Annotated in this window: 1 protein-coding gene; it reads right to left on the bottom strand. The window is 43.5% G+C overall.

Annotated features, from left to right (window positions below; translation table 11 throughout):
- Positions 1–1,171, bottom strand: a 1,171-nt coding sequence (locus SORDD27_RS10120; RefSeq protein WP_414162625.1) for a ComEC/Rec2 family competence protein, incomplete at both ends; no start/stop codon positions are given.

Below are 1,171 nucleotides of genomic sequence, written 5' to 3'. Positions count from 1 at the left end.
GATACTAAAATCTCCCCCACATGGAAAGCCTTGGTCACCTCCAGCAAATCGCCAACATGTTCCTTGTCTGTATTGGTCAAAATCAGCTGGTCAATCTTGTCTACTCCTCGACTTTTAAGATAGGGAATCAAGGTTCGTTGGGCATTGCTGGTCGTCGCCTTTTCCTGCCAAGCTTGGATTTTCTTGTCAAATTCTGCCTTACCACCTACATCTATGAGAATAGTTTTCCCAGTCACATCCCGTAGGAAAATACTTTCTCCTTGCCCAACATCTAGCATGGTGATTTCATTTTCCAGTGGATGCTTGATTAAGAAAAAGAGCCCCACGATAAAGAGACTGAATCCTGCTAGTCTTTTGACATTTTTTCTAAAGTCATAGACCAAGGCTAATGAAACTAAGAGGAGAATCAACAGCCATGTGGTGGGTTGACCAAGGACCAGGGGCCTACTTGCCAGCTGCGATACCAAGCGAATGATGTTCTCCAACCACTCAAAAACAAAGTTAAACTGAGTGACTGGGTAAATAAAAGACAGAATGAATAAGATGGACAAAAGCGGCAAGAAAACCACATCAAACAGAAAGGAAAAGACAAAGGTCAAAAGGATAGACCAAGGCTGAAATTCTGCAAAATAGAAGGATAGAATGGGCAATATTCCCAAGGAAATGACCAGACTTTCTCTAGCAACAGCCTTGAGTCCCTCCCCTTCTTTACTAGTCATGGTCAAGATAAAAGCGTATGCGCAGGACAAGACTCCTCCTGCTGTCAAGAAAAAGTTGGGCATGATGATAAAGAGGACAAGCACCGTTAAAGCAAAATTGTCCAAGCCCTTAATACCATGTTGGGCCAGTAACTTTTGCAAGAGACTGCGAATGACCGAAGCTGAAAATCCTGTCAGACCTGCATAGATAAGAGAAAAGGGATAAGTTAGCCACTTCAACTTTTCTTGGGTCAAGCCCAATCGTAAGAGGAGTTTCTTAAAGGCATCCATAAAGAAGCCCACCTGCATACCTGACAAGGCAAAGAGATGGATAATTCCAAGACTGGAATAAAGCTCATTCATCTCCTCGAAGTCCGTATCTAGATGTCCTAATAACAGCCCTGTCATATAGTTGCGCATAGGGTCTGGAAAGTGCGCCTTGATCCAAACTACAGCCTTTCGACGTAAAGCCG

This window comes from Streptococcus oralis, assembly GCF_001579025.1.
In the GTDB taxonomy this organism is placed as follows: domain Bacteria; phylum Bacillota; class Bacilli; order Lactobacillales; family Streptococcaceae; genus Streptococcus; species Streptococcus oralis_X.
This window is presented reverse-complemented; position numbering and strand designations above follow the sequence as displayed.